Below are 22603 nucleotides of genomic sequence, written 5' to 3'. Positions count from 1 at the left end.
CGTAACTGCTGGGCGGAGGAAAGTTTATTCACAGCCAAAAGCCTCAATTACTGGTATGGATTACCATTTACAAGGGATGCACTCCTTGGGAGGTTGATGGGTAACCTTTAGTCTTAACAGAATCATTGAATTCTTGCCAACTCTATCCCTGACCTCCAACGAAAATTATTAAACACTACAATGCAGCATCATGAGTGGATAAAACTCCAGCTAGTTAGGCTGCATATTTAAGTTTTCCCGCTACAGCACGATCGCTAACATTTTTGAAGAAATTTTATCGCTCGCTATCGTGGTAGAGTTTGTAATAGTACTATAATACGGGTAATCATCAAAGTATACTATTAGACAAAGACCTAACCCTAGTTTAACAATCAGCACTAGCAAACTGCCACAACACTCCTTATATTACCTGCACTCAGATCTTAACTTCACCGGAAATCTTAAAATTATCGTCTTAGGTAAGAAGGTGTTTTAGGATAGTTGAGAACAGTCACACTCCATAAAATCAAGATTAAACTAGCTTTGAACCCCTGGTTTTTTCATTCACCATTAGAAGAGCCAAAGATAGCCGCCACCCCCAACGCCCCTTCTAAGTTTCAAATTCGTGCAGCTACACCTGCTGATTTGACTGGCGTTGCTCAAATCATTGCTGAGAGTTTTCACTCCCAAAATGGTCTTCTGGGATGGCTTTTTCCATTATTGCGTTTGGGTATTTATGAAGATTTAAGACATCGGCTTGCATCAAGTGCTCCCTATCACCTGTGTTTGGTCGCTGCTAACACGACGAACTTCAGAGCGGATGATTTAGTTGGTACAGTAGAGATGGGTGTAAGATTTAATGATTCGTGGACTGAAGTTTCCAAGAGGGTTCTTTACCTGTCCAATCTAGCTGTTCATCCCACATATCGCAGGCAAGGAGCAGCGTCAGGTTTACTTCTAGCTTGTGAAAAAGTTGCTTTGAACTGGGGATTTCAAGATTTATATCTTCATGTTTTAGAGAACAACCACCAGGCACGCCACCTCTATTTTAAGCTGGGGTATCGAGTCTATAAGGTAGAGTCTTGCTTAAATGCTTTTTTTCTCAGACGTTCGCGCCAGATTCTTTTACATAAACATTTGACCAGTGACCACCTGACCAGTGACCAGTGACCACCTGACCAGTGACCACCTGACCAGTGACCAGTGACTTAGAGGCTCGCTGGTTACTGTTAGATATACTTTTGCATAGGAAAAATTTTACAGATTTTATCTTTTTAGGTCTTTACTGCTAGTTAAATTTATTATTTTTTTACAAAGAAAAAATTGTATCTTACAAGTGTATAATTCTCCATACACTAAGATTAAAGTCTATCGATTTTTTTGTTAGTAAACGCTTGTTTCTTAAAACAGAGGCTTTTTATGCTGTATCTCCTTATGGAATAACACAAGAAACAGCAAAAGCTTTTGCATAAATATAGATAGAGAAATTTTAAATCGTTCGGGAAAAGTTAGATCCCTGACTTCTTTAAGAAGTTAGGAATAGGGATACCGCAAACTTTTAAAAATCAGCTAGGATTGCTATATTTAGATTGACATCAGTAATATTACGATAAATATTCCAGTGAATCCTTACAAGAACTTTGTATTTAAGGTATCCATCTTTATAAAAACTTTAAAAAAATACATCTCCAGTTGAAGACAAATCCAGTTAAATCTCATAAAATATGATTACTCTAATACAGAACATTGTCTATTTATTAAAATTTTTGCAAATAGGCATTGTAATTATTAATATTAAAAATCAAAACTCCGAGCGCACAACCGTTCTTCTATCAAATTGCCAACTATCCCCAAAATCCTTTAACTCTGAGAAAAAATGGATAGCGCAAAGTACCAACGCTATCAATCTGCTATGGTATCTACTTATTACCCTGACACCAGATTCCTTGACTATTTTGTCATGCCAGATGGAACTGAGCAACCCTATGGCTCGGATCTCCTAACTATGCTGCTTAGCGGAAAAGTTTTTATGGTCAACAGTCGCAGGCGAAATGGTTTAATACTTTTTAAACATTTCCATGCTGAGTTTGCCGGACCAGGAGCAGCTGTTGGAGGTGATTACGATCGCGACTGTGTAGGGGCGCTACCAATAGGAAATCTATCTTTATTAACTCCCGAGACTCACGATGAACGTCAAAAGGCTTACTTGATCCGGAGGCAATGGATTAGATTGATAAAGCAAATCACAGAAAATCCAGTTCCCCAACAGCGAGTTCAGAAGGTTTTAGATCAATTTGAGCAATATTTTCCTCCAGAAATGGTTGCTCAGTTACCTGATGAAGCATTTGCTTTTTTGGTAGGTGTTTTACCGCAAACAGTCCGAATATCGCGTCGATTGGGAAGCGATGCTTTGGCAGAAGAAAGTTATGATGAATAAGTTAGTCGTTAGTTGTGAGCGGTAAGTAGACAAAATTGTTGGATGGCTTGCCAAATTTCTGGCATGACGTTGCTTAAACTGTGGTCGCTGTCAAGTTCTAATAACTTCACCCAAGGACGTTGAAGGGCAAAGTGGCGACTAGCTTGAATGGGAATGACTTCATCGTGTTTGCCGTGCAAGATCAAAGTTGGAGTGGGACGCTGCAAAACCTCCTCTTTATACTGATAGGCATCCGAAACGAAATTATAGCTTAGAGGAAGAGAACGTTTCTCTCCATAATGATGAACCATCAGATATTTTTCTTGTTGCCATTGCTGTAACGCTTCATCTCCTAGCTTAGGTAACCAATGATATAAAAATCCAAAAGCAGGTGCCAATAACACAAGACACTTAACTTGTTGATGCTGCTGTCCCAAATGGGCGGCGGTTAAACCACCCAAACTAGAACCAATTAAGGTGACTGATGTAGAAGGATCTGGGAATTCTAATGAGATTTGACTCAACTGACGGGAAATGCTTAAGTTGGTAAAGTCTCCCGCATTTAAATCGGGAATTTTTAACTTAATATGAACTTGGGTAAAGCAATCGTGAAGATATACTGCCTTAGCAGAACAAGGGCTTGACGCAAAACCGTGAAGGTAAATGTACTGCATAAATTATGAATTATGAATTATGAATGCTGAACAAAGATACTGAGTTGTTTCATAATTCATGAATTATGAATGCTGAATAAAGATACTGACTTATTTCATAATTCATAATTCATAATTCATAATTCATAATTCTTATCGCATTGTAACAAATTCTTCTGCGGATGTAGGATGGATACCGACAGTGGCATCAAAATCTTTTTTGGTAGCACCCATTTTAACAGCAATCGCAACACCTTGAATGATTTCGCCTGCGCCATCTCCTACCATATGAGCGCCTAAAACTTTGTCAGTGTTGGCGTCTACGACTAACTTCATCATTGTGCGATCGCTTGCGCCTGTCAAACTATGGAACAAGGGGCGGAAGCGAGTGCGATAAACCTTAATTCCATCTTCTCCGAGTTTTTCCTTAGCTTGGTCTTGTGTCAAACCAACTGTAGCAGCTTCTGGTGTGGAAAACACGGCAGTTGGAATATCTCCGTGACTGAAGACGCGACAGTTATCCCCGAATTCACTATCAGCAAAAGCACGACCCTCACCTATAGCAACAGGAGTTAAGTTCATTCTGTCAGTGACATCACCGACAGCATATATGTTACGTTGGGACGTTTGACTGTATTCATTGACAGCGATCGCGCTCATAGTATCATAGCCCGGTCCTTCAATAGCACTAGGAACGACATTAACTCCAGCGTTTTCCAAACCCAACCCTTCTACATTTGGTGCTCGACCTGTTGCGGCAAGAAAAACATCAGCAACAATTGGTTCTGTATGTTCTCCCGATAAATTTAACTTTAATCCTTCTGGAACTTGTTCTATCGAATCCACGATAGAATTTTTGACAATCCGCACCCCATGCTCTATCATCCCTTCTTGGATTCCCAAACGAATATCCTCATCAAAACCCTTTAAAATCAGGTCTTTCCGAACGATCTGTGTTACCTCACAGCCCAAACCACGCATAATACAAGCAAATTCCGTACCTATATATCCAGCACCAATGATGGCAATGTGCTTTGGTTTCTCCTTGAGGTGAAACATTTCGTTAGAGGTGATAGCATTTTCGATTCCAGGGATATCTGGTTTAACAGGACGCCCACCCACAGCTATCAAAATTTTATCTGCACTTACCTTACGTCCATCAACTTCTACAGTGTGTGGGTCTACGATAGTAGCGCGGCTTCTAAAGAGTTCAACTCCTGCTTTTGCTAAAAAGTTAATATGAAGTTCCGATAACCGCCTGACTTCCTTATCTATAGATGTGATGAAATGTTCCCAATCTAATTCTGCTTCACCAACTTTCCAACCATAACCAGCTGCATTTTGAAATAATGCTGGAAAGTGGGAACTGTAAACCATGAGTTTTTTAGGAACGCAACCGCGAATCACGCAGGTTCCACCAACTAAGTCATTTTCGGCAATGGCTACTTTTGCCCCATAACTAGCAGCACGTTTGGAAGCTGCCAAACCTCCAGAACCAGCACCAATCACAAACAGGTTATAGTCATATGTCATAACTGAATTTCCTTTACTGAATTGGGAATTATGAATTATGAATTATGAATTATGAAACTTGAAAAAAGATGCTTGGAATAGCAGTACCTTTTTTCAGAAATTACTAAAATCTCGTATTCCCTACTTTTAGAGAGCGCATTCTTTTAATTTATTTTCATTCATCATTCATCATTCATCATTCATAATTTAAGAGAGAGAGAGGAACTCTTCACCTACAGTTGGATGAATGCCAATAGATTCATCTAAGTCTTGCTTGGTAATACCTTTGCGAATGGCAACAGCGAGACTTTGAATAATATCTGCAGCATTTTCTCCAACCATATGAGCGCCTAAAATCCGCTCTGATTTCCCTTCAACAACTAACTTTATCGTAGCTTGTTCGTTCTCATTGGTTAAAGATGACAAAGGTTGAAAGCTGTGGCGATACACTTTGATAGAGTCGCCAAATTTCTCTCTTGCTTTTGCCTCCGTCATACCTACACCCGCACCTTCAGGACGGCTAAAAACAGCAGAAGGAACTTCATCGTAATTAATTTTTTGCTCTTTTTTGCCAAAAACTGTATCAGCAAAAGCTTCTCCTTGTGCTTTTGCTACGGGTGTTAATTGAGGGCTACTCGTACAATCACCAACGGCAAAAATGTTTTCCTGAGTTGTGCGGTTGTATTCATCAATCTCGATCGTTCCTTTTTGTTGGAGTTCAACTCCTACCTTTTCTAAACCAAGATTTTTTGTATTTGGAGCACGACCAATAGCCACCAAAATTGTATCTGCTGGTACTGTTTTTCTAGATTCGCCAACCATTAACAGCAAGCGTTCTTCCAAGTATTTAATCTCTTTAACCATGCTGTTGTTAATGAAACGAATCCCTCGTTTGCTTAATCCTTGTTGAATGCCTCGACGGAGATCGATATCAAATCCCGACAAAATTGTTTCATCTTTGTCTATAACCGTCACCTCGCACCCAAAAGCGTTCATCATACTGGCAAATTCTACACCAATGTAACCGCCGCCAATGATGACTAATCTTTTGGGTAAATAAGGCAAATGAAACATCTCGCGAGATGTGAGGGCGTAGTCAATCCCTGTTATTTTGGGCTTGATAGCATACCCACCTACAGCAATTAAGATTTTATCAGCCGTGTATTTCCGTCCATCTATATCTATAGTGTGAGCATCGGTAAAGCTAGCATGACCTCGAATGAGTTCAATTCCTGCTTCTTGTAACTGTTGAAGGTAGGAGTCTTGAATGCTGTCTATATGCTTATCTACAGATTTGATGAATTTTGTCCAGTCAAAGTAGGTTTTGCAGTCACTCCATCCGTAGCTAAGCGCCGTTTGATTTTTCAGGGCAAAATCGGCGGCTTGGACGATGAGTTTCTTGGGAACGCAACCGCGATTGACACAAGTGCCACCAATAGCTTCTTTTTCGGCAATGGCGACACGCGCACCATACTTAGCTGCTTTTTTGGCGGCTGCTAGTCCCCCAGGACCAGCACCAATGACAAACAGGTCGTAGTCGAAGGTCATGGCTTTTGGGAAGAATGAAAAGCAAATAATTAGATCTCTTATCTATCATCGCAATTCCTGACCATATCGGCTAGGGGTTAGAAGATGCTGTCTGAACGATCGCTCTAGGTTTGCGTAAACTTTCCTGGTAGCCTTGTGGTTCTCCTAGGAGAATGACTGAACAACGTATCTGCTGCACGGCTTCAGTTGTTACGTCGCTGATGGCTACCTGACCTATACTCAATCGCCGACGGCGCGATCGCAATACCACGAGGTCGCTTGATTGAGATGCTTTGACAATAGTACTCACTACGTTATCTGCTTGTACGACCGATATATTGGTACGACTTTGAGGGAAGTATCTAGAAACCAGTAGTTCCAACTGGGATTTCATCCAAGCAACTCGGACGCTTGAAGTCCGGCGATCGCATACGTGAAGTAATGTAACTTCTGCTTGGTTGGCAGTTGCTAGAATTTTGACAAATTGTACGACCCGTACTGACTCTTGGGTCAAGTTTTCAATGGGTATCAAAATTCTCTGAATGTTACTGGGAGAATCCAACAGACGGGTCACAGCCACCGGACAGTGAGATGCCCAAAGTACGCGATCGATAACATTACCAAACAACCGCGCTCGCAATCCCGTTGTTTTCCCCAAACCCATAACAACTAAATCAGCATTTTGCTCTCGACTGACATGGCTAATAGATTGAGGAATGTTGTAATCAATGCGCGTTACAGGTTCTACTTCTACACCGAGTTCTTGACCGAGTTCTACTGCGTTGGCGAGAAGAATTTTGTTTTGCTGTAAGTTTTTTTCTAATTCCGGAGAGTCCATATGCATATGAGCGGGTGTCACAGCCAAAGCCAAAATTTTACCTCTTTCACGGCGTACTAAAAGCCCTGCCATTTCAATCAAATTTCTTTCCGTCTCTGGATTGCGAACGGGAACAACTACAGTAAATCCATCCACACGTTCATTTCTCCAGCCAAGCATTGACTCTGAGGTTTCGTCTGTTTCTTCGGAACTATTATCTATGGTTGTTACCAACCCAGGTGCGCTACTGGCTGTGATTAGCGGTCCGAGTGTCGCTGTCACCATCATCAGAACTATGACTCCATTAAGCACATCTTCAGTGACCAACTTGGCTCTGTAAGCGACTAAAGTTGCTGCCAACGTAGCTGCTACCTGAGGAAGAGATAACGACCACATTGTAATCATTTCCCGCCAATTATAGCGGTAAACCAGCTTTGCCAGGAGTGCGGCGGCAAACTTACTACTAATTAAACCTACCAAGATAGCTACTGTTAGCCAAATAGAACTGATACTTTTAATAAATCCTGGGATATCAATTAATAAACCCAAATCAACAAAGAAAATTGGGATGAACAAAACATTACCAACAAAGACCACCTTTTCTTTTACGGGTCCCGAACCGATAACTTCATTCACCGCCAATCCAGCGAGAAATGCTCCAATAATTTTTTCTACACCAATAACTTCCGCACCTAACGCGGAGATAAAAACGACTAGCAGAACAAACAAAAATTGGTTTCCTTCTTCATCTCCAGTGCGTTTGAAGAATTGATGCCCCAACCATTTAAAACCAAATAAAATAATCGCTGAATAAATGACAAGTCCTAGTAATAGCTTAGTTAGACTGAATGCCGAAAATTCCCCTTGATGGATACCAACACATACTGCTAATACGAGCAATGAGCCAATGTCTGTGAAAATAGTTGCACCAATAGTCACTGTGACTGCTTCGTTGTTAATCACTCCCAACCTGCTAATGATGGGATATGCCAGCAAGGTGTGAGAAGCAAACAAGGAGCCAATTAAAACAGAAGCATTCCAACTAAAACCAAACATTCGCCCGACTATAGTTCCTGCAATCAACGGTATGAGGAAGGTAAAAGTTCCAAATCCTGCGGAACGATGCTTGGTTTGCTGAAACTGTTTCATATCAATTTCTAGCCCCGCTACAAACATCAAGTAAATCAGCCCAATGCCTGAGAGAAGCTTGAGGGTTTCCGACTCATTTTGAAAAAGACCTAAGCCTTGGGGTCCCAGGACAACGCCTGCTGCCAGCAAACCCAACAATCCTGGTATCTTAAAACGTTCAAAGATGAGAGGGACGATTAAGATAACCGTTAACAGAATGGCGAAAGAAACAATAGGCTCCAAATGCATCAATAGCTCCTGTGTTAAGCGGCGGACTGCATCCCATATCTTCAGGGACATAGAAATATTTATCTTCTGCCATTAGGCGGTGTCTAAGAGTGAGATTAATACTATCAAAAGATTCTTTGACACCACTTATGAGTGGTAACAAAAAAGCTATGGCTAAAACAGACAGCTAAAACCAAGTGGAAAAGCAAATTGAGCTACTCAACGAATTAGGGTTGACTGGATATGAAGCTACATTGACAAGTTCTCCTTTTTTACAGAATGAAACAGCCTAGCTTCTCGATTGAAACAGGGAGATTCAGATTTATACCGTCTTTAAGGGACTTCCAAATAAAAAAGTATAGAACTTTCTCTTGTGGTGCGGGCGTCCCGCCCGCCACTAATATAGAACGGGCGAGGACGCCCGTTCCACAAGATGGATAATTCCACAAGATGGATAATTCCACAAGATGGATAGTTCCACAAGATGGATAATTTATTTCTTGGACATTCCTAACCTGATACTAAATCTCGTCTGGATTCATGCCTAGAGATCGCAACCGTTCGGCAAGTCGCTGTGCCTTTGCTTCTGCTCCGTCTGCCCGTTCTGCTCCAGTGGGAATCACTTGCCCAGTGCGATCGCACCACCGAAGCCACAATCGCGTCACGTCTTCCTCGAACTGCCCCTCCCACAATGTCAAGCCAATTCCAGCAGCATTGAGCCAAATCGACTGCCCAATTTCGCTAATCCCTTCCGAAGCTGTTAACTCAGAGTAGCCCTCTGGTGAAATCGACCATACACGCAACAAAGCCCCATTCATTTCATCCTGACTTTGAATCTGCTTCAAAGGATCGAATACAGCATAATAGCGCACTCCAATCTGAGCGTATAGGTCTTTCTTGATTGTCGTTTTGCCTTTCTGCCGCGATTTTTTGCTCAATGCTAACTCGTCACCTTCCTGATTCAAGACGATTTCGATGCAAACTTCAGGCACTTTACCAAACTCCCAGACAAAGTACGATCGATTGCGTCGCTCGGAGAAGTCATCGGGGCGCTGTACGCTAAGACTCAGTAAAACATCAGGAACAATCGGCTCGCCCTTGAGTTTGTAGAATAATCCCACATTCGCAGCCGCTAGGAAAGGAGCTAGTAGAGCTTTGGAACTGTAGAGCGGTTCCACCAATAACCGTTGCTGCTCTTCTGACTGAAAATTATCCACAGGCGTATCGTCCTCGATGACCAAATGACTGATGTCAAGCTCAGTGACGATTTCTTCTGTGTCAAAAAGCTGCTGACTCATGAGCGGCTTCCAGAATTCTATACATCTACTGATTTTAACAGACCGCTTTTCATTCTCAATAACGGGACTTTTAGGTCAACAAGTGTGTCAAAGTTATTGACTCAATAGGAACAGATTAAAGAACATTTAAGCAGATGAAAAAAACTACCATAGCGATCTATAATTCCTTAAAAATACGGTAATGCGCTCAAACTGCCGTATAGGTACGGAGAATAGCAATGACCAAATGGCAAAATAGGTTGATGGCAGGAATACACTGGATTGGGCAAATCCAAAGTTACATGAAAAAAGCTTTTGGCGCAAGTGAAGCGATAAGCCGGGTACGGCTTGCGCCAAGGGCGATCGCACAAAGCGATAAGTTCCAAGGAAACTGGTCAAAAGGAAATTCTCTTCGAGACTTTGTATGTCTTTTTTTGGTGGGTGCAGGTTTGAGTGTTGCGATCGCAGCTTGTTCTGCCACCACCTCAGCAGCCAAACCCGATGTTAAATTAAACCTCGTGTCATTTTCAGTAACTCAAGCAGCTCACGATCGCATCATTCCTAAATTTGTAGAAAAGTGGAAGAAAGAACGCGGTCAAAATGTCATTTTCGAGCAGAGTTACGGCGGATCTGGAACTCAAGCCGAAGCAGTGATAAAAGGTTCGCAAGAGGCAGATATAGTACACCTAGCACTTCCCCTTGATGTCAATAAAATTCAGCAAGCTGGTTTAATTGAAAAGAATTGGGAATCAAGAGCGCCTAAAAGTAGCATTGTCACTAGATCTGTAGCAGCGCTCGTGACTCGTCAAGGCAATCCCAAAGGCGTCAATACTTGGACAGACTTGACAAAAGAGGGTGTTAAAGTCATCGTCGCTAACCCCAAAACTTCTGGTATTGCTATTTGGGAATTTTTAGCTTTCTGGGGCGCTGTCACTCAAACAGGCGGAGACGAAACACAAGCACAAACCTTTACGACTAATGTTTATAAAAACGCTCCCGTGCTCGCTCCTAGTGCGCGTGATGCTAGCGAGCTCTTTTTCCAACAAGGAAAAGGAGATGTGTTGATCAATTACGAAAACGAAGTTTTTTTGGCTGAGCAAAATGGTCAGAAATTACCTTTTGTAGTGCCTAATGTGAATATCTCCATTGATAACCCCGTTGCCATAGTAGACAAAAATGTCGAGAAGCATGGCACTAAAGAAGTTGCAGAGGCATTTGTAGATTTTCTTTATTCAACAGAAGCCCAACGTGAATTTGCCAAGTTAGGCTATCGTCCCGTTAATCCCACCATCCTTGAAGAAGTGGCAAATAAATATGCTCCAATTCAAACCTTTTTCACTGCTCAGGATTTAGGAGGTTGGGATCTTCTTCAAAATAGATTTTTTAATGATGGAGCACTTTTTGATAAAATTTGGACTTCTAGCAAAGCATAAATGGGGATTGGGGAACTCGGGGTCCCCTCTGGGGATAAGGGGCGATGGGGATTGGGTATGAGTTCTTATCTCTTGTCCCCCTATCCCCTACCCCCTACCCCCTACCCCCTATAAATTACAGGAATTTAAGTTATGAGCTTTTACAGTAGATTCAAGTGTCAGGTTTTGTTAGCATCTATGGTTGTTTTATCTCTTGGTATAACTTCTTGTAATAGAGCCAACGAGAAAGCAACTGAAGTCAGTATAGATGGTGCAGCTGTAGGTTTTCCAATATCTTTGGCAGTTGCAGAAGAATACGAGAAAGCGTCACCAAAGGCAAATGTGAGTGTTGCTTCAAGCGGTACGGGAGGAGGCATAAGTAAATTTTGTGCAGGCGATCTTGATATCGTTGGTGCTTCGCGTACCATTAGAGATGAAGAAATCAAAACCTGTGCCAAGAAAGATATCAATTTTGTAGAAATACCGATTGCTCTTGACGGAATTGCTGTTATTGCCAATCGTCAAAATAACTTTGCTCAATGTTTGACGATTGATGAACTGAAAAAGATGTGGAATGCTAAAGCAACTAATAAAATCAAAACCTGGAATCAAGTTAATCCAAAATTTCCTAACAAGCCACTGAAATTGTATGCCCCTGCTTCTGATACGGGAACATTTGATTATTTCACACAAGCTGTCACTGGAAAAGCCAAAAACGGACGCACGGACTATACACCAAGTCACAACCAAAACATTCTTGTCCAAGGGGTAGCTGGTGATGAAAATGCTCTTGGATATGTTGGTATATCTTATTATTTGCAGAACCAAGATAAGTTAAACTTAGTTGCTGTAGAAAGTCCAAAAGGAAAATGTGAGAAGCCCGTTCCAGTGGACAATGTTGTCAAGAATATTTATACGCCTTTGTCTCGACCTCTATTCATTTATGTGAGTAAGAAGTCACTGGATAACAAACCAGCTGTTAAAGATTTTGTGAATTTCTACATAGAAAACTCTTGGAAATGGGTTGAGTCAGTCGGTTATGTTTCGCTACCCGATGAAGCTTATCCCAAGGTGAAGCAAAAAGTGGCTAAAGGAACAACTGGTACTAAATTTAAGAAGGCAAAACCGGGCGAACCAATTACGAATTTCATTTAATTTGTGGGCTTCAAAAAACAAAATGACTCAGAATGTCTTGACCAAATGTCTCAATATGTAGGGTGGGCAATGCCCACCACATAAAGTTCTTGGTGGGCATTGCCCACCCTACTTGTATTTCAACAATCAAATAGAAGTCCTATACCAAACCAACTTCTCCAGTATCAAGATCGTAACGACCTCCAACAATTTTCAGCTTACCCTCCAACAATCGTTGAGATATAATCTTTGAATTTTGTTTCAATTTCTGAATTTGATACTGAACGTTTGCAATCACAGCTTTATCAACAGCGTCGTCTAATGATTCGCCTTTTGTCTTGGAAATAACGGGTTTGATGGCTTTAACAAAAGAACCAATATGACCGGGAAGTCGTTCTCCCTGAACTGCCGCAGTGACAGCACCACAGCGTTCGTGACCTAAAACCATAATCAAGGGAGTATTCAGAAGATCTACAGCATATTCTATACTCCCTAGCACCTCATTTGTCACAATGTTTCCAGCGACACGAATATCAAATAGATCGCCAATTCCTTCATCAAACAAAATTTCGGGAGGGACTCGCGAATCCGCACAGCATAGCAAAACTGCAAAAGGGTGTTGCGATCGCGAAACTTCTTTGATTCGTGCTTTTGATTGGTCTGGATGCTTACCCTTTTGCCGAACAAACCGTTGATTGCCATCAATTAATCGTTTTAAAGCAGCATCGGGTTCTAGAGATTCAATTTGGTCAGCACTTGCGCGTTTGGGCTGCATACTCCAAAAAGCACTTCCCGTAACTGCAGCTACTAAGGCAATTCCACTGGTTCCCGTTAAGTTCAAAAAACGGCGACGATCTATCAATCCATGATTTTCATTCATAATACCATTTTAGATTTTGGATTTTAGATTTTGGACCCTGAAGAATGTTGGGTTTCGTTCCTCAACCCAACCTACTTTACAAATGACTTTACAAATGACCAATGACGTTACTTGTGACGATCTCACTACAATGATGCAACACATCTCATTGAGCGAATTTCTGTAGCATCTGAAATGTAGCAAGTCCCTCCAAATTTGTTCAAAATTGGTCGAATAATTTCTACTGTTGATTTAATTTTGTCTGGAACACAAAAGGCAATTATGTAAACATTATCCAGCAGAGTCATTTCCAAGTCTTGAGAGCCACCTATAAAACCTTGTCCGGCAACATTTCGGATCAACAAATATCCCGCAATATTTGCCTGTTTTAAACCATCTAACATTTTTCCAAGCTCAGCTGAATTCACAATGATTTCTATTCGGTTAACTGGATGCATAATTTTATCTCCAAAGTAGATTAATTCCGTACAGATATAATGGAATTCCCACAATGATATTGAAAGGAAACGTTACAGCCAGGGCAGTAGAAACATATAAGCTGGGATTTGCTTCTGGAACTGTTAACCTCATAGCTGCAGGAACGGCGATATAAGAAGCACTCGCACACAACACTGCAAACAACAAAGCATCTCCCTGGGACATTCCGATTAATTTCGCAATGAGGAGTCCGATAGCTGCATTAACAAGTGGAATTAGTATTGCAAAAGATATAAGGAAAGCACCTGTTTTTTGCAAGTCTTTAATTCTTCTAGCAGCGACTAGTCCCATGTCAAGTAAAAAGAATGTCAGGATACCGTAAAATAATCCCTGAGTAAAAGGTTCTAAAACGTGCCAACCGTGTTCTCCTGTCAGCACTCCAATCACAAGACTTCCTACTAGTAAAAAGACAGAACTATTTAAGAACGCTTCTTGTAAAACTTCTGACCAAGCGAAATCTCGATCTTTTGAACCGGCTGTAAATAGATTGACGAGAATCAAACCAACAATAATAGCTGGAGATTCCATGAGTGCTAAAGCAGCCACCATATAACCATCGAATGCAATTCCTAGTTCGCTGAGAAATGACCCAGCCGTAATAAAAGTTACAGCACTGATAGAACCATAGGTTGCAGCGATCGCTGCAGCATCATAGACATCAAGTTTGACTTTGAGAACAAAAAAGGTATAAATTGGCACAAAAATAGCCATCAAAATTGCTGCCAGAAGCGTTAACACGACTTCCTGGGTCACTCCGCTTTTGACGAGTTCCACTCCTCCCTTAAATCCTATCGAGAAAAGCAGGTAAAGGGATAATAGTTTTGGAAAAGGAGCCGGAATTTCAAGATCTGATTTGACAAAAACTGCTACCATCCCCAGAAAGAAGAATAAAACTGGTGGATTTAGAATATTTGAGACGATTAGACTTGCATTCATACCTACTCCCCACCTAAAAAAGCAAAGAATGTCAGAAAATTTTCTATCATGAACATAGACCATCACAGCTGGTGTACAACCACTGTATGGCAATTAAGTCACCAGAAATATATAAGTAATTTTAATAACATTTATAAATAAAACTTTTATGGTAATGTAGCTTTCTGATTTTTGACAATAATAATTACGTAATTTCACTGTAAAATTATATTACTATAGTCTTTCTAATACTTGTTGTACTGAAGAAGCCCAATACTCATCGTTATACTCAATATAAATGTCTGTTCTCTACCACTGAATTTCTCCACGAGCTAACCGATTCTCGTAATTCTCTAAATTGGATAAGTAGTCTGAAAAATCTGACTCAACTATTTCTTTGGACTCGGTATCCTCAAGGCATAATGACGAATCTTTACTAGTTTCCTTCCAGAGCAGGAAGTCGATAAACTCGTTTACTTCCTGGACTAAAGATTCTGGAAGAAGATGAATCTTTGTAATTGCTTGGTCACGTAAATTCATAAGCTTTGCCTAACGTTTATATTCGGTATATAATATTTATTTGATGATTTAAATACAAATCAAAAAAGGATTATAGTATTGTAGGAACGGCGGTCAAGCTTCACGCCATTTAAAGAGTATTTGCTCGTCAGCTTGTCTGAACTCGATATCAAATTTATCAAATACTACTTCCCGACCCAAAAGCAATTGCTCTCCGCCTGTATTAGTTTGCAACCACGCTACAGGAGCAAGAAAACTATACTTATCAATTGTCATTTCAACATTTCGTAAAACATACTCTACTCTTCCACCTATGGTTTCTGCCAATAAATTTGATTCCGCATCAGCTAAAGTATATCCTAAATCCTGACCTACTTTTAATGAAATTAAACTCAGTTCAGCCCCGGAGTCTACTAACATTGTTGTAGAAATCTCTATTTCCCTATGCCTGAGTTTTACATGATAATTAGGTTGTCAATCATGTCGAGTTACAGTGCGAAAGCGGATGGGTAAAATTTGAATAGAAGCAGTGCGTCGTGGAACTAAATAAAGTGCAAAATGTTGGTTGGAAGCCTCTGCTAAATCTAAAACTTCCCGAAGGTTTTCACTATGAGCGATTAAACCATTAGCATTGTAAGCAATATATTGATTTCGATAAAGATCTAACAACATCTGCCGATTTTGGTTTAGCCACTTCAGCATCTGTCGGCTTTCATCTTGAGAAAATGTTTTACTCATAGATTTTTCATTTCCTAAGCTTTATTTTATTTTACAAAGTCATCTTTAATCATAACTTGCGATCGCATTATAACGATTTTTGAATCAACTAATAGGTTGTAGCAAGGGATTAGTTCTGATTTCAGATAAACTCTCTTCTAAAGACAATCCTTGAAGAAATTCCCACCATTGTCCCGTATGCCTCATATAAGCTACATTGAAGCGATTTGGACTTGTATACTCTAAACGAGCAAATCTGAATTCAAAGGAGGGAGAAATTGCATTTTTTCCCGGACAGTTATAGATGGAGCAAAAATAAAAATAGTTGCGATACCACTTCCCAAAAATATCTATTACGTAGTTCCAAGGATAATCTTCATCTCTTGGTACTACGTATTTGGGTTTAAGCTCCTTGTCGATAAAATTGTTACACTGCTGTTCAATCAGTTGTTTTTCAGTAGCAGGTACTTGAGGTTTTGGCTTTTTCTCCAGTAGGCGTATCCATCTTTTCTTTGCCATAAGACTTCCCCTAAAGATTATCTTTTCGCTTTCTATTATCTAACTAGTGATGAAAGCTACTGTACACCTATCATATCAACTAGCTGCTAATTTCTCGTAATATTCTCAAAATGCGATCGCTCATATTATCCCAAAGTTTCAAGGAACAATTTCATCTCTTCTACATCACGTAACATTCCTAGAAGATTAAAACCATTCATTGCCTTAATTGCATACTGACGAGCTGATTCTATACTCCCCCATTTTTTTTCCCAACGAGCAAAAGAACGTTGATAGCGAGCAAGACGCCGTTTGTTGTTACTACTTTCGGCTACCGTTAAACCTTTAGTAATTAACTGTTGAGCTTCGTGCCTTTCACCTTGTTTTATAGCTATATCAGCCAGCCAATTTTGAGCAGAATTCATCACTCTATGCCAGTTAATATTTTCTGCTTTTTGTATCACCTCTTGAAAAAGTGCTTTAGCTTTCAACCACTCGTCTTCTAAATGAAAAATTTCGGCACGATGGTAGAGAATAGGAATTATATAACGAGTATGTTGTCGTTCTTCTAGCTCGGCTTGTTGAACGAATTCTTCTTCTAGTGTTAACCAGTGCTTTGCTTCTTTATACCTTTTTTGTCGGATTTTCAACCTAGCTGTTCCTTCTGCTAAGTCAGCTTGAACGCATAAATCCGCATGATCTCGAAGTACCCATGTCCGTCGCAAAATTTCTTCTGCTTCTTGCAAATTCTGTTGCGAACACATCCGAATTAACAGCCAACTTTTTCGGATGGAGAATTTTATAAAAGATGACCATTCATTTCTCCGTTCCGATTGTTCTATCAGCCATTGCAACCAATCCAAGCGATCGTCCCAGTAAGCGTAAAGATTGGCATAATGATATAAAAGCAGCCATAAATCTCTGACTTCTTCATAACGATCTCGATCTTTACACCAGTAAAGAACTGCTCGTAAATTCTCTTGCTCTTCGTCTAACTTGCTGTAATGTATCCACTTTTCCCAATCTTCCCCTGCATTGCTTTGAGCAAAATCTAGATAGTATCTCACCCAGCGCCGACAAGCTTCTTTTTCAAAAACTGGGTATGCAGCGAGTTCGGCTAGAACGTACTCTCTTGTTAGAGAAAGCATTTCATATCGTCCAGTTTCTTGGTTTAAATTCACTAGCGAGAGTTGCTGAAGACGTGCTAAACCATCATTGACAGAATCAGGGGCTGCTGTGAGTCCAGCTACCTCAGCCACAGCAGCAAGTGTTGGAGGATCGGGAAAAATTGCTATTGACAACAGTAATTTGCTAGCTGGTTTTTCCTTGATACCTTGTAATGATTGTTCAAAGCAAAAACGAGCAACATCACTTGTTGTTGAAGCCAGCCTTTCTAGGACAAAATTTAATGAATAGCCACTAGAGACTTGACCGATCGCATACACAATAGCGAGGGGAATTCCTCCAGTCCGTTTGTATAGTAAGCTGGAATTTTGAGTGGTTATTGCGACTCCTTTTTCTTCAGCTTGTTGCTGAATTAATTTCAATCCATCATCTAATGGTAAGTGTCGGAGACTGATGGGAAGTAAAGCAATTCGTTCGCGAGTCGTTAAGATAACTTTGACGTGTGCGGGTAAGTCGTACAAGAAACCAATAACCTTTTCTGTCTCCTCTATTGTTTCCATGTTGTCAACAATCAGCAGAGTTGGTTGTTTGGAGAGACTTTGGCGGACGCGATCGAATTGATCGTCGAGAGGAGATTGAATAATGGTAGGGTCGTTGAGAGTATGAGCAATCTCGCGAAAAATATCCCGTAGATTACGCTGTCCCTGATTTCTTCGCAAAATACTATTGGGAATGAGTTCTTGTTGTTTGGCTGAAGTGAAAATAATGGCTTCAAATTTGGGTGCGCTAGATAGATTTTTCTGACTAACTTTTAGGCAATGATAGGCTGCTGCTAAAACCAAAGCAGTTTTACCTACACCTCCAATCCCATCTACTGTAATGATATGAGCAGCATGCGTGGGTGAAAGTCGTTGCAGTAGAAGTTTCATTTCCGCCTCACGCCCAATAAATTCTGTGTAAGTTGGGGCGGGTAAGTTATGAGCGATTGTGGAACTACTGACACTAGATACTGCAGCGCCCTTACGATATCCGTGTCTTTCCAGAATGTACACTAAGTTACCTGACTTAACACTTTTACTTGGTTCTCCTGTCAAAGCTTCTATATCTCTATAGATACTGCTTACACTTGTTCGGACAACAGCATTTTTTTTCAGCAGATCTATACTAATCTTTTTTAGACTATACCCACATAATAATCCTAGTAATAAGTCTTTTCTTGTATCCCGTCTGTATCGTTTTTGTGTTGCTGCCTCCAAATCAGTCAGTAGACGGTCTATGTCCCATTCCTTCAAAATATTGTGATTCCAGCTTTTGGGTAAATTCCAATCTTCTGAGCGGCTTGACATAAATATTACCTTATAAGTTGATTGTTTATGATTATTTTTATATACTTAATAACATTTTCATAGATAAAATTTTAACAATCCACTAACAAATTATTAACACTGTTAATTGGCTATTTGTAATTCATTAATTACGCTAGTGTTAAAGCTCTACAGAGAGCGATCGCACTGAGAGGTAACTTCTAGCAAATATAAATTTAATACCCTCAATTGTAGCAGTAATAATAGAAACTTTGGCAAAGAATACTACGCTCTACTTGTAGGAGAACTTTGATGAAAATATTGAAACACTTCTTGGCTTCTTTTCTTAGATCGGAAAAACAAAAAGTATGCTTTCCTGGTACAAAACAAGTTTATCTGTTCACAAAGCGTCCCATACTTCACCAAGACTTTACACCAAAATCTGTACAGGACGCGATTAATGAATTGCAAACAATATTATATGCTCAAGGATTCCTTGAAAATATTAGTGGGAATTTTGATTTAGAAACTGAGGAGGCAGTTAAGGAGTTTCAAAGAACAAATAATCTACACGTTGATGGAATCGTTGGAGCGCTAACTTGGGCTTGTCTTTGTTATCCGATGATTTATCGTAGTCTGAAAATTTTGACACCTAAATTACAAGAGTCTGTCAAAGAATTGCAAAGTATTTTGCACAAAGAAGGATTTTTTAAAAAAGAACCTTATGGAGTTTTCGATCGGCAAACGGAAAAAGCTGTAAAACATTTTCAAAGAACTTACGGACTGAAAGACGATGGGATAGTTGGGGCTGCTACTTGGGCTGTCTTGTTGGGAATGCGGCAAAGAAAAGATGTTCGTACTCCTAGAGTGTTTTGTTTTTTGCCATTGCAGGTGTTTTCTTTTTGGAAACAATTCTTAATGCTTGGCTTTATCATATTAGGCATCTATCACAGTCCTATACCAGGTTCACAACCTCAGTTAAATACAGCATTAGCAACTGCATATGCACTGACTTACATTGTGCCTTTTGTACTACAGTGTATTCCATTTAAGCAAGTTAACGAGCAAACATTACCGCTTTTTGAATATGCTCCCTATATGTTAACTGGTATCTTTTGGAAACCCATTCTCAACTTCATTGAGAAACTCGTTAACTAAAAATGAAAGCGATGATAAAGGGCGGGTACGGGATTTGAACCCGCTAATCCCCAAAGTGGTGGAGATGTTATCCGATAATCCTAAATTCTTCGTCCTTGAAAGGCAAGTAGCGAATCAGGATAACCCGCCAAGAAATAAATTGCCCTCAGAATAGAATTCTGGGGCTACACAAACGCTCGTCCGCCTACGCGGACTAATCACAGCCTGCGGAGGCAGCTCCAAACTTAGAGAAGACCAAGAAAATAGATACACCGCCTACGCGGACTAATCATAGCCTGCGGAGGCAGGCTTCGTTTGTATAGCCACGAATTCTATTCGTTAGGTATTTTGACAAAATTGGAATGCTCTCAAGGATATATTGTTTTGCATATCCTTTACCTACAATTCGCCTATAGCCAACATTTGGATAATCCGAGGTATGCCAGGGTCAAAGCCACCTAAGTCCCAAGACAACGGATCTTTAGGATCTACTAATGTAATCCGGTAAGGTGTAAGAGTGATATACACTGCCTTGGTATTGGGATTTACCTTTTGACGGTACTCAGCGAGTGCTTGACTTGGATGTTTGTAACCAGCCCATGATTCGCTGTCTGTCCAGAAACAAACAATGTCGGCTTTGAACTTGTTTTTAATCATCCAGTCATAAGCAACGGACGCATCTGTTCCACCAAAGTTTTGGTTGCTAGCTTTGCGAACTGCTGACCTAAAGCTATCATTGGCGGTGATACCCAAATCGCGGAAGTCGGTGGCAAAACCACGAATCATATAGTTTTTCTCTGCTTTTGCTGTCACTAATGCCATTGTTGCAGCTACTTCACAACAGGTAAGTCCCATATCGACAATTGGGCAACCCATAGAACCAGAGACATCTACGGCATGCATGAAGACTTTACCTGTGGGTTGCACGACATCAAAGGATAGTGCTAAGGACTTTTCTAGGATTTCCACAATTTCATCGACTGGGTTCCAAGTCTTTTTGCTACGTCCCAATGTACCGCCGGATTGATAGGTTTTGAGAGCTTTTAATACATCAATTGGATGTATCCGTCCTTTCTGCAGATGCTCTTTGTTGTTGAGCACTGCTTCTACTCTCTTTAAGTTGGCACGTTCGTTTCGCGCTAACACACCTATTTCGGTGAGGGAACCTAAATTACGTAACAACGCACCAATTGGCATTTCATTGAATAGCAACTGCCAAGCACTTAGATCCATCTTGCCTACAGGTGCAGCCATTTCATGAGTTAAGCGTCCTTGTATTATGGCTTCATTGGTCTTTTCTGGATTCCGCTTCAACCACTCATACCACCAAATCTGCGCTAGTGCTGCTGAAGGGATTTCTTCTGGTAGGGCTTCCCAACCTTTGACAACCCACTCAAACAATCTTTGATGGTCTTCTGTCATTGGTTTGACGTGAAACAACCGCAAAGCATCTCGGTTGGAAAAACCATGACGTTGCTGGTATTTCAGCAATTGGTAAGCCAAACCTTTAACGTCTTCTTTTGCAAACCAATTTTTACCAGCTTCTCGCACAACTTTACCAAATCCTCTCATAGACTTAGTATAGTTTAACCATTCGTAAAAGTGGCTCCCGGTGCGAACAACTTCGGGGAAGATTTCGCAAAATGCTGTCTTTGCTTCTGGTGCTTCTCCCATGGACAACAACACCAAAGCAAGAATGGGCGCACTGTTGTTGATGGCTCGTCCATCGCTAGCATAAAGTATTTCTTCCGCAACTCGTCCGGGATTTTCTGCGCTCGCCTGTCTGACAACCTCAACAAAATCTTCTGTCAGTTCGTGTTTGCCAGCATAGTAAGTGCTTTTGGCAGTACCAACAAGCAAACAGCGCCGCAGCATTTTCCAAAGACCTGCATCAAACATGAACCCGCCCGAACGTCCTTGGATCATCTCTGCTTCCCGTCCGGGAATGGGCTGAGTTTGTGGTGTGGCTGTCTTTTTTTGAGTAAAAAATTTGTAATTCATTGTATTATCTCCCAGCCCTTGCGGACAAAAACAAAGGTGGCGGAGCAGGACTCGAACCTGCGACATCCCGCTTGGAAGGCGATAACCCTCATTCTTCGTCCTTTTCAGGCAAGGGATGAATAAGGATGTTTAGGCGTTCTATCCATCTGAACTACCCGCCACATGAGGATTGGGGATTAGGGATTAGGGATTGGGAATTCAATCCCCAATCTCTAATCCAAAATAAATTGGCGTGGGAGGCAGGATTTGAACCTACGAATGATGGAACCACGATAACCCTCAATTCTTCAGCCTTTACAGACAAGTTTGTGAACAAGGACTATGGGCAATTTGCCCATCCACTGCCTTACCAGACTTGGCTACTCCCACGTGAAATTTCTGGTTTCAGATTCATTTCAATCCAAAATCTAAAATGAATTGGTGTGGTGGGGCGGGACTTGAACCCGCAGCATACCCGATCTGCAATCGATAACCCTTAATTCTTCGGTCTTTTCAGACAAGGGGTGAATAAGGATGTTTTTGGTGCGTTTACCATTTCGCCACCCACCACATAAATAATTCATCATTCATAATTCGTGATGAATTGGTGTAGCGGGGCGGGATTTGAACCCGCGTCTCCGGTGAATCAAGGGAGGGATCGTTAACAGCGATAACCCTCAATTCTTCGTCCTTTTCAGGTTATGTTGGCGCTCTACCTTTTGAGCTACCTGCCACATATCAGCTTGTAATATTTAATGTAGTATATGTATTATCAAGTGTCAAGTGGGTGAGTCAAAAATTTTGCGATCGCTGTAGGGTGAGCATTGTCCATCAACATCGAACGTTTGACAATGCCCCACCCTACTTTTTGAGGGACTTCCAAATAAAAAAATAACCAACTTTCTATTGTGGTACGGAGAGCAGCGCCGTGCGGGGGTTCCCCCCGTTGAGGCGACTGCGGGGCTTCT

At 40.9% G+C, this 22603-nt stretch carries 19 protein-coding genes and 4 tRNA genes; 5 read left to right on the top strand and 18 right to left on the bottom strand.

Features of this window, described 5'->3' with window-relative positions:
• Nucleotides 1-522 precede the first annotated feature (522 nt).
• Nucleotides 523-1149 (top strand): GNAT family N-acetyltransferase, encoded by a 627-nt coding sequence (locus ACKTT2_RS36435; protein ID WP_407895859.1) that lies wholly within the window; start codon nucleotides 523-525, stop codon nucleotides 1147-1149.
• Nucleotides 1150-1855: 706 nt separating this feature from the next.
• On the top strand, nucleotides 1856-2416 hold the full coding sequence (locus ACKTT2_RS36430) for a hypothetical protein (protein WP_407895858.1): 561 nt from the start codon (nucleotides 1856-1858) through the stop codon (nucleotides 2414-2416).
• Between the two features lie 8 nt (nucleotides 2417-2424).
• Here ACKTT2_RS36430 and ACKTT2_RS36425 read toward each other — a convergent pair whose 3' ends face one another.
• The 5 genes from ACKTT2_RS36425 to ACKTT2_RS36405 all read right to left on the bottom strand — a co-directional run bounded on the left by ACKTT2_RS36425 (nucleotide 2425) and on the right by ACKTT2_RS36405 (nucleotide 9558).
• A complete protein-coding gene (locus ACKTT2_RS36425) occupies nucleotides 2425-3069 on the bottom strand; it encodes a YqiA/YcfP family alpha/beta fold hydrolase (RefSeq protein WP_407895857.1) in 645 nt (214 codons plus the stop codon).
• Between the two features lie 132 nt (nucleotides 3070-3201).
• Complete coding sequence (gor, locus tag ACKTT2_RS36420; protein WP_407895856.1) at nucleotides 3202-4581, bottom strand: glutathione-disulfide reductase; 1380 nt, start codon at nucleotides 4579-4581, stop codon at nucleotides 3202-3204.
• Between the two features lie 186 nt (nucleotides 4582-4767).
• Nucleotides 4768-6108: a glutathione-disulfide reductase gene (gorA, locus tag ACKTT2_RS36415; protein ID WP_407895855.1), complete on the bottom strand. Its 1341-nt coding sequence runs from the start codon at nucleotides 6106-6108 to the stop codon at nucleotides 4768-4770.
• 70 nt (nucleotides 6109-6178) lie between these two features.
• A complete protein-coding gene (locus ACKTT2_RS36410) occupies nucleotides 6179-8332 on the bottom strand; it encodes a cation:proton antiporter domain-containing protein (RefSeq protein ID WP_407895854.1) in 2154 nt (717 codons plus the stop codon).
• A 449-nt stretch (nucleotides 8333-8781) separates the two neighbouring features.
• Nucleotides 8782-9558, bottom strand: a complete 777-nt coding sequence (locus ACKTT2_RS36405) for a PDDEXK family nuclease (RefSeq protein ID WP_407895853.1) — start codon at nucleotides 9556-9558, stop codon at nucleotides 8782-8784.
• Between the two features lie 218 nt (nucleotides 9559-9776).
• Between ACKTT2_RS36405 and ACKTT2_RS36400 the strand changes: the two genes are divergently transcribed.
• The gene (locus tag ACKTT2_RS36400) at nucleotides 9777-10970 is read left to right on the top strand and encodes a sulfate ABC transporter substrate-binding protein (protein ID WP_407895852.1); all 1194 of its coding nucleotides are present in this window, start codon (nucleotides 9777-9779) and stop codon (nucleotides 10968-10970) included.
• A gap of 132 nt (nucleotides 10971-11102) precedes the next feature.
• Nucleotides 11103-12104 (top strand): PstS family phosphate ABC transporter substrate-binding protein, encoded by a 1002-nt coding sequence (locus ACKTT2_RS36395; RefSeq protein WP_407895851.1) that lies wholly within the window; start codon nucleotides 11103-11105, stop codon nucleotides 12102-12104.
• Between the two features lie 139 nt (nucleotides 12105-12243).
• Here the strand turns inward: ACKTT2_RS36395 and ACKTT2_RS36390 are convergent, their stop codons facing one another.
• From ACKTT2_RS36390 to ACKTT2_RS36355, 8 genes are all read right to left on the bottom strand, one after another.
• Nucleotides 12244-12963, bottom strand: coding sequence for a carbonic anhydrase (locus ACKTT2_RS36390; protein WP_407895850.1), 720 nt, complete (start codon nucleotides 12961-12963; stop codon nucleotides 12244-12246).
• A gap of 125 nt (nucleotides 12964-13088) precedes the next feature.
• Nucleotides 13089-13400: a P-II family nitrogen regulator gene (locus ACKTT2_RS36385; RefSeq protein WP_407895849.1), complete on the bottom strand. Its 312-nt coding sequence runs from the start codon at nucleotides 13398-13400 to the stop codon at nucleotides 13089-13091.
• Between the two features lie 4 nt (nucleotides 13401-13404).
• Nucleotides 13405-14376, bottom strand: coding sequence for a sodium-dependent bicarbonate transport family permease (locus ACKTT2_RS36380; protein ID WP_407895848.1), 972 nt, complete (start codon nucleotides 14374-14376; stop codon nucleotides 13405-13407).
• Between the two features lie 288 nt (nucleotides 14377-14664).
• Complete coding sequence (locus tag ACKTT2_RS36375) at nucleotides 14665-14895, bottom strand: hypothetical protein (protein ID WP_407895847.1); 231 nt, start codon at nucleotides 14893-14895, stop codon at nucleotides 14665-14667.
• 93 nt (nucleotides 14896-14988) lie between these two features.
• The gene (locus ACKTT2_RS36370) at nucleotides 14989-15294 is read right to left on the bottom strand and encodes a retropepsin-like aspartic protease (protein WP_407895846.1); all 306 of its coding nucleotides are present in this window, start codon (nucleotides 15292-15294) and stop codon (nucleotides 14989-14991) included.
• A 54-nt stretch (nucleotides 15295-15348) separates the two neighbouring features.
• Nucleotides 15349-15612, bottom strand: a complete 264-nt coding sequence (locus tag ACKTT2_RS36365) for a DUF5678 domain-containing protein (protein WP_407895845.1) — start codon at nucleotides 15610-15612, stop codon at nucleotides 15349-15351.
• Nucleotides 15613-15696: 84 nt separating this feature from the next.
• The gene (locus tag ACKTT2_RS36360; protein ID WP_407895844.1) at nucleotides 15697-16110 is read right to left on the bottom strand and encodes a DUF3024 domain-containing protein; all 414 of its coding nucleotides are present in this window, start codon (nucleotides 16108-16110) and stop codon (nucleotides 15697-15699) included.
• Nucleotides 16111-16235: 125 nt separating this feature from the next.
• Nucleotides 16236-18560 (bottom strand): AAA family ATPase, encoded by a 2325-nt coding sequence (locus tag ACKTT2_RS36355; RefSeq protein WP_407895843.1) that lies wholly within the window; start codon nucleotides 18558-18560, stop codon nucleotides 16236-16238.
• Between the two features lie 270 nt (nucleotides 18561-18830).
• Between ACKTT2_RS36355 and ACKTT2_RS36350 the strand changes: the two genes are divergently transcribed.
• Entirely contained in the window at nucleotides 18831-19676 is an 846-nt protein-coding gene (locus ACKTT2_RS36350) for a peptidoglycan-binding domain-containing protein (RefSeq protein WP_407895842.1), read from the top strand.
• A gap of 378 nt (nucleotides 19677-20054) precedes the next feature.
• On the opposite strand, the gene ACKTT2_RS36345 is transcribed toward ACKTT2_RS36350, so the two are convergent.
• The 5 genes from ACKTT2_RS36345 to ACKTT2_RS36325 all read right to left on the bottom strand — a co-directional run bounded on the left by ACKTT2_RS36345 (nucleotide 20055) and on the right by ACKTT2_RS36325 (nucleotide 22370).
• On the bottom strand, nucleotides 20055-21656 hold the full coding sequence (locus tag ACKTT2_RS36345) for a TROVE domain-containing protein (RefSeq protein ID WP_407895841.1): 1602 nt from the start codon (nucleotides 21654-21656) through the stop codon (nucleotides 20055-20057).
• Between the two features lie 36 nt (nucleotides 21657-21692).
• A tRNA-OTHER gene (locus ACKTT2_RS36340) sits at nucleotides 21693-21817 on the bottom strand.
• A gap of 67 nt (nucleotides 21818-21884) precedes the next feature.
• Nucleotides 21885-22025: transfer RNA gene (locus ACKTT2_RS36335), tRNA-OTHER, on the bottom strand.
• A 53-nt stretch (nucleotides 22026-22078) separates the two neighbouring features.
• Nucleotides 22079-22205 (bottom strand) — tRNA-OTHER (locus ACKTT2_RS36330).
• 35 nt (nucleotides 22206-22240) lie between these two features.
• Nucleotides 22241-22370: transfer RNA gene (locus ACKTT2_RS36325), tRNA-OTHER, on the bottom strand.
• Between the last annotated feature and the right edge of the window lie 233 nt (nucleotides 22371-22603).

Origin of the sequence: Scytonema hankhaensis NUACC26, assembly GCF_045865695.1 — a bacterium.
GTDB lineage: Bacteria > Cyanobacteriota > Cyanobacteriia > Cyanobacteriales > Nostocaceae > Scytonema.
The sequence above is the reverse complement of the archived record's forward strand: the minus strand, read 5'-3'. Positions and strand labels throughout refer to the sequence as shown.